This window comes from Mesorhizobium sp. WSM4935 (assembly GCF_029625735.1).
Lineage (GTDB): Bacteria > Pseudomonadota > Alphaproteobacteria > Rhizobiales > Rhizobiaceae > Mesorhizobium.
This window is the reverse complement of record NZ_JARTVR010000039.1, coordinates 1-1177: the sequence shown is the minus strand read 5'-3', so window position 1 is coordinate 1177 and position 1177 is coordinate 1. Positions and strand designations below refer to the sequence as shown.

At 63.4% G+C, this 1177-nt stretch carries 1 protein-coding gene; it reads right to left on the bottom strand.

Going from position 1 to position 1177, the window contains the following annotated elements; translation table 11 throughout:
- Position 1 precedes the first annotated feature (1 nt).
- On the bottom strand, positions 2-1177 hold a 1176-nt coding region (gene tuf / locus P9273_RS31980; protein ID WP_040983039.1), incomplete at its 5' end, for an elongation factor Tu.

The following is a 1177-nucleotide window of genomic DNA, read 5'->3' as shown; positions in this document are numbered from 1 at the left end:
ATTATTCCTTGATGGTGACGACGATGCCGGCACCGACGGTGCGGCCGCCTTCACGGATGGCGAAGCGCAGCTTCTCTTCCATCGCGATCGGCACGATCAGCTCGACGTCGACGGTGATGTTGTCGCCGGGCATCACCATTTCGGTGCCGGCCGGCAGCGTCACGATGCCCGTCACGTCCGTCGTGCGGAAGTAGAACTGCGGACGGTAGTTGGTGAAGAACGGCGTGTGACGGCCGCCCTCGTCCTTGGTCAGGATATAGGCCTCGGCCACGAACTTCTTGTGCGGCTTCACCGAGCCCGGCTTGGCCAGAACCTGGCCGCGCTCCACACCCTCGCGGTCGATGCCGCGCAGGAGCGCGCCGATGTTGTCGCCGGCCTGACCCTGGTCGAGCAGCTTGCGGAACATCTCAACGCCCGTGCAGGTCGTCTTGGCGGTCGGACGGATGCCGACGATCTCCAGTTCCTCGCCGACCTTGACCACGCCGCGCTCGACGCGGCCGGTCACCACCGTGCCGCGACCCGAGATCGAGAACACGTCCTCGATCGGCATCAGGAACGGCTTGTCCAGCGGACGAACCGGCGTCGGGATATAGGCGTCGACCTGAGCCATCAGCTCGCGGATGGCATCCTCGCCGATGGTCTTGTTGGAATCTTCCAACGCTGCCAGCGCCGAGCCCTTGACGATCGGAATGTCGTCGCCGGGGAACTCGTTCTTCGACAGAAGCTCGCGAACCTCGAGCTCGACCAGCTCGAGCAGCTCGGCATCGTCGACCTGGTCGACCTTGTTCAAAAACACCACGATCGAAGGCACGCCGACCTGGCGGGCCAAGAGGATGTGCTCGCGGGTCTGCGGCATCGGGCCGTCGGCGGCCGACACAACCAGGATCGCTCCGTCCATCTGCGCGGCACCGGTGATCATGTTCTTCACATAGTCGGCGTGGCCGGGGCAGTCGACATGGGCATAGTGACGGTTGGCCGTCTCATACTCGACATGCGCCGTCGAGATCGTGATGCCGCGCGCCTTCTCTTCCGGGGCCGCGTCGATCTGGTCATAGCGCTTGTATTCGCCAAAATACTTCGTGATCGCCGCCGTCAGCGACGTCTTGCCATGATCGACGTGACCGATCGTGCCAATGTTCACATGCGGCTTGGTGCGCTCGAATTTACCTTTTGCCAT